Source organism: Microbacterium sp., assembly GCF_035687345.1.
In the GTDB taxonomy this organism is placed as follows: Bacteria; Actinomycetota; Actinomycetes; order Actinomycetales; family Microbacteriaceae; genus Microbacterium.
In genome coordinates this window covers 1-4,923 of the sequence record NZ_DASRXZ010000086.1, presented here as the reverse complement: position 1 = coordinate 4,923, position 4,923 = coordinate 1, and the positions used below count along the sequence as shown (strand labels likewise).

Sequence of the window (4,923 nt, the reverse complement as noted above, 5' to 3'; positions counted from 1 at the left end):
CGCTCGTCACCGATGCGATGGCGGCGGCGGGTGCCTCCGACGGGAGGTACGAGCTCGGCGGACTCGAGGTCGAGGTCGCGGACGGCGTCGCGCGCCTGGCCGATGGCGGTGCGATCGCGGGATCGACGCTCACGCAGGATCGGGCGTTGCGCAACGTCGTCGAGGCGGGCGTAGATTTCGGCGCCGCCCTCACGGCGCTTTCTGCGACCCCGGCGCGTGCGGTCGGCCGCCGCGATCTCGGCCGGCTCGGGATCGGATCGGTCGCCGACGCGGTGCTCCTCGACGACGCGCTGCGCGTGCAGCACGTGTGGGTCGCGGGCGAGCCGGTGTGACGCGGACGGCGCACGGAGAGAGACGGGGGCCCGGAAGCGTCTCCCCCGAGCGCTTCCGGGCCCTCCCCTGTGCCGCGGGCTCTCGCCCGCTCCCCCCGCACCGCCGCCCGCGTCAGCCCCCCGACTCGAACGACGTCTCTGCACATGAGACGCGGGGGGGCGGCATCCGTTACGCGACTTCTGAGATTTTTTTCATCGGGTCGGAATCGGGGATGCGGTGCGGCGCGCGCCGTGAAACCGTGAGAATGGTCGGAACGCGTAACGCAGACCCGACTGCGCGCGTCTCATGAGTGACGCCGGTGACCCGGCCGGCGTCTCGAGACGCGCCGAGAGCGAGAGATGACCCCACACGACACCGCGCCCCCCGCGTTCACCGAGACGGCGGATGCCGACCTCGTGCTCCGCACACGCTCCGGCGACCGAGCGGCGTTCGGCGAGCTGTGGCGACGCCATTATCGGTCGGGCATCGTCGTCGCGACCTCGGTCTCGCCGAGCCTCGACGCCGACGACCTCGTGCAGGAGGCGTACGCCCGCATCTACCAGTCGATCCTCAAGGGCGGCGGTCCGACCGGATCGTTCCGCGCGTACCTGTTCACGAGCATCCGCAACACCGCGGCGAGCTGGGGGCGGGGTCGGCGCGAGGTCGCGATCGACGAGCTCGAGGCGGTCGAAGACCCGGATTCGGGTGAGCAGGCGACGCAGGACGCGCTCGACCGCGGGATCACCGCACAGGCGTTCAAGAGCCTTCCCACGCGCTGGCAGGAGGTGCTCTGGTACACCGAGATCGAGCAGCTCAAGCCCGCCGAGGTCGCGCCCCTTCTCGGCATGAAGGCGGCGGCCGTCAGCCAGCTCGCGTTCCGCGCGCGCGAGGGCCTGCGCGAAGCGTGGATCCAGGCGCACCTGCGCAGCGTCGCCGACGGCTCGGACTGCCAGTGGACGATCGAGCGCCTCGGCGCGTACGCGCGCTCCAACCTCGGGCGCCGCGACCGCGCGAAGGTCGAGGCGCACCTCGCGGAGTGCGCGCGTTGCGCGATCGTCGCGGCCGAGGCGCGCGATGTCTCGAATCGCCTCGCGCTCGTGCTGCTGCCGCTCGTGCTGGGCGCGGCCGGGTCGGCCTCGTACCTCGCGTCGCTGCAGGGCGGCATCACGAGCATGGCCATGGCGGCGGGCGTGGTCCCCGCGATGCCCGACGCGATCGTCGCGATGCCCGCCGTCGGCGGGGCGGCGGGCGGTGGGGCGGCCGGCGCATCCGGGGCGTCCGGCTCCGGCGCCGCGTCGGCCGTGGGCTCGGGCGCCGCGACGGGCGGGGGGGTGCTGTCGAGCGCGGGAGGCATCGCGGCGGTCGCCGTGGCCGCGACCGTGGTCGTCGGAGGAGTCGTCGCCGCCGCTGCGGTGCTGCCCTCTCTGCAGCAGTCGTCGACGGTCGCCGAAGCCGCGGCTCAGAAAGGCTCGCTCGACGACCTCGTGGTCGGTCCCGCCACGGGGCCCGACGTCGCGCCGGCGCCCGAAGACGAGACGGATGCTCCGCCCGAGGAGCCGACACCCGAGCCGACCCCCGACGACCCGACTCCTCCGGTCGACGAGAGCCCTCCCGTGACGGAGCCGGTCGCCCCGCGGACGGCGCCGCCCGCGGCATCCGAGTCCGAGGCGAGCGACCGCGGCGCGGGTGACGCGAGCGATCCGGACTCCCCGCCGACGACCCCCGTCGACCCCGACCCGCCCGCGGCCGATCCCGACCCGCCGACCGTGCATCCGCTCCCCGCGGGCGTGCCGACGCCGTCGCGTGCGACACCGGAGTTCTCGACCGGCATGCGCCTGACGCTGCACATCCCCGTCTTCGGCGCGGCGGGCTCGACCGTCGAAGTGCTCCTCGCCGGCTCGGTGAAGCAGCGGATCACACTCGACGGAGGCGGCGCGGGCACCGCGTCGGTCCGTCCCACGCTGCCGCAGCTTCTCGCCGACGCATCCGTGGGTCTGCGCTACGTCACCGCCGACCAGGCCGGCCCGATCGGATCGACGCGGCTGAGCGGCCTCGTCGACCTGCGCGCGATCCTCGCGGCACTGCCTCGCTGAGCGGAGGCCTCCGCGACGACCGGCGGCGGGGCCCGGACGTAGACTGGAGGTCATGCCCGACAAGCCCGACAAGACCCCCGCGACGACCGAACCGGGCACCGTCCCCCGCATCACGGGCATCGACATCCTCGCGTTCCTGTGCGAGCTCTTCGCGTTCGCGAGCCTCGCGATCTGGGGCTTCGTGTCGTGGCCGTTCCCGTGGAACATCGTCTTCGGCATCGCCACCCCGGCCCTCGCGATCGTGGTGTGGGCGCTCTTCGTCTCGCCGCGGGCCGTGTTCGCGGTGCATCCGTTCGTCCGTGCCGTCGTCGAGCTGCTCGTGTACGTGTCGGCGACGATCGCGTGGTGGAGCCTGGGCGCGACGTGGGTCGGCCTCATTTTCGGAATCGTCGCCGTGACGGTCGGCGTCATCGCCGGTCGCCGCCGGTTCGCCTGAGCCATGGTCGACGTCGTCGACCGGCTGCGCGCCGCTCTCGGAGACCGCGTCGACACGACGCCGGATGCGCTCGCGGCCGCCCGCGCCGACAAGTCGGGGCATGCCGCACCCGGTCTTCCCCTCGCCGTCGTGAACGCGGCCTCGGTCGACGACGTGCAGCAGACCATGCGCATCGCGACTGAGACCCGCACTCCCGTCGTCGCGCGGGGCGCCGCGACCGGACTCGCAGGGGGCGCCAACGCGGGCGAAGGCGAGATCGCGCTGTCGCTGCGGGCGATGGACCGCATCCTCGGAGTGCGTCCCGACGACCTGCTCGCGGTGGTCGAGCCCGGGATCCTCAACGCCGACCTCAACACGGCGCTCGCCGAGCACGGGCTGTGGTGGGCGCCCGACCCCGCGAGCCGGGCGATCTCGACGGTCGGCGGCAACATCGCGACGGGCGCCGGGGGCCTGCTGTGCGCGAAGTACGGCGTCGTGCGCGATGCGGTGCTCGGTGTCGATCTCGTGCTCGCCGACGGCCGACTCCTGCACCTCGGGCACCGCACCGTGAAGGGCGTCACGGGCCTCGACCTCACGTCGCTCGTGATCGGATCCGAGGGCACTCTCGGCGTGGTCGTCGGGGCGACGCTCAAGCTCCGCCGGCTCGTACCGGGCCAGGTGTGCACGATCGCCGCGACGTTCGCCGACGTGCGCGCGGCGGCCGTGGCATCCGCAGCCGTCACGGCATCGGGAGCCCAGCCCGCGATCATGGAGCTCATGGACGCGCACTCGCTCGCGGCGGTCCACGCGCTCCTGGAGCTCGACCCGCCCACGCCCGGGGCGGCGCAGCTCACGATCCAGACCGACGGGCCCGCGGCCGTTGCCGAAGCGGATGCGATCGCCGAAGTGCTGCGCGCGTCGGGCGGCACCGTCGCACTGTCGCACGACCGCGAGGAAGGCGAGCGACTGCTCACGATCCGGCGGATGATGCATCCGGCGATGGAGTCGCTCGGCACCGCCCTCATCGAGGACGTCTCGGTGCCGCGCAGCATGCTCCCCGCGATGTTCGACGAGATCGCGCGGGTCGAGCGCGACCACGGCGTGACGATCCCGACCGTGGCCCATGCGGGCGACGGCAACCTGCACCCGAACTTCATCTTCGAGGCCGAGCCCGACGAGCACGGGATCGTCGAGGCGCCGGATCACATCTGGGACGCCGCCGACGACCTGTTCCGCGCGGCCCTGCGCCTCGGCGGAACGCTCACGGGCGAGCACGGCGTCGGCGTGCTCAAGCGCCGCTGGCTCGCCGACGAGCTCGGCGACGACCAGTGGGAGCTGCAGCGTCAGATCAAGGCGGTGTTCGACCCGCTCGGCATCCTCAACCCGGGCAAGGTGTTCGCGCGGTGAGCCCCGAGGTTCGCGTGAGCGCGGTCGTCGTGGTCGCAGGCGACCGGGCGCTCGTCGTGCGCAAGCACGGCGCATCCGTCTTCCAGCAACCGGGCGGCAAGCCCGACGCCGGCGAGTCGGCGCTCGACGCCGCCGTGCGCGAGGTGGCCGAGGAGACGGGGATCGAAGCGGACCCTGCCTCGTTCGTCCCGCTCGGACGATTCACGGATGCCGCGGCCAACGAACCCGACCACGTCGTCGTCGCCGACGCGTACCTGCTGCGGCTCGAACGGCCGTTCGCCGCGGCGAGCGCCGAGATCGCCGAGCTGCGGTGGCTCGCCGAGGACGAGGTCGAGCACACTCCCCTCGCGCCGCTGAGCCGGAATCACCTCATCCGGCACGCGTGGGCGTAGGCACCGTGACGGAGGCCCGCCTTCGCGCGCCCCGAGCGCACGACCTCGCGTCGAGTGCACGACCTCGCCACGCAGACAACCCGTGCGCTCGACGGCAACCCGTGCATTCGGCGAGCGAGGAGAGACGGGAGAGAGCTACAGCCCCTGCCACTCCGGCTTGTTCGCGTACGCGTAGCGGTAGTAGTCCGCGTGCTCGAGGCGCGACGCGGCGGCCTCGTCGACCACGACGGTCGCGTGCGGATGCAGCTGGATCGCCGAACCGGGGCACGACGCCGTCACCGGACCCTCGACGGCGCCGGCGACG

At 73.3% G+C, this 4,923-nt stretch carries 5 protein-coding genes and 1 pseudogene; 5 read left to right on the top strand and 1 reads right to left on the bottom strand.

Going from position 1 to position 4,923, the window contains the following annotated elements; all coding sequences use genetic code 11:
• From VFF97_RS09635 to VFF97_RS09615, 5 genes are all read left to right on the top strand, one after another.
• Positions 1 to 332 (top strand): amidohydrolase family protein (locus VFF97_RS09635; RefSeq protein WP_325033283.1); only part of this gene is annotated, 332 nt, incomplete at its 5' end.
• Positions 333 to 671: 339 nt separating this feature from the next.
• Positions 672 to 2,405: a sigma-70 family RNA polymerase sigma factor gene (locus VFF97_RS09630; protein ID WP_325033282.1), complete on the top strand. Its 1,734-nt coding sequence runs from the start codon at positions 672 to 674 to the stop codon at positions 2,403 to 2,405.
• A gap of 52 nt (positions 2,406 to 2,457) precedes the next feature.
• Complete coding sequence (locus tag VFF97_RS09625) at positions 2,458 to 2,841, top strand: YrdB family protein (protein ID WP_325033281.1); 384 nt, start codon at positions 2,458 to 2,460, stop codon at positions 2,839 to 2,841.
• A gap of 3 nt (positions 2,842 to 2,844) precedes the next feature.
• Entirely contained in the window at positions 2,845 to 4,227 is a 1,383-nt protein-coding gene (locus tag VFF97_RS09620) for an FAD-binding oxidoreductase (RefSeq protein ID WP_325033280.1), read from the top strand.
• Entirely contained in the window at positions 4,224 to 4,619 is a 396-nt protein-coding gene (locus VFF97_RS09615) for an NUDIX domain-containing protein (protein WP_325033279.1), read from the top strand. Before VFF97_RS09620 ends, VFF97_RS09615 begins: the two co-directional genes overlap by 4 nt.
• Positions 4,620 to 4,754: 135 nt before the next feature.
• Here VFF97_RS09615 and VFF97_RS09610 read toward each other — a convergent pair.
• Positions 4,755 to 4,923, bottom strand: a pseudogene (locus VFF97_RS09610) (glucosamine-6-phosphate deaminase); the annotation flags it as partial.

Bases quoted from the DNA above. Each gene is read 5' to 3' on its own strand.
- VFF97_RS09625 (WP_325033281.1), top strand. From the start codon at position 2,458: ATGCCCGACAAGCCCGACAAGACCCCCGCGACGACCGAACCGGGCACC.
- VFF97_RS09620 (WP_325033280.1), top strand. From the start codon at position 2,845: ATGGTCGACGTCGTCGACCGGCTGCGCGCCGCTCTCGGAGACCGCGTC.
- VFF97_RS09630 (WP_325033282.1), top strand. From the start codon at position 672: ATGACCCCACACGACACCGCGCCCCCCGCGTTCACCGAGACGGCGGAT.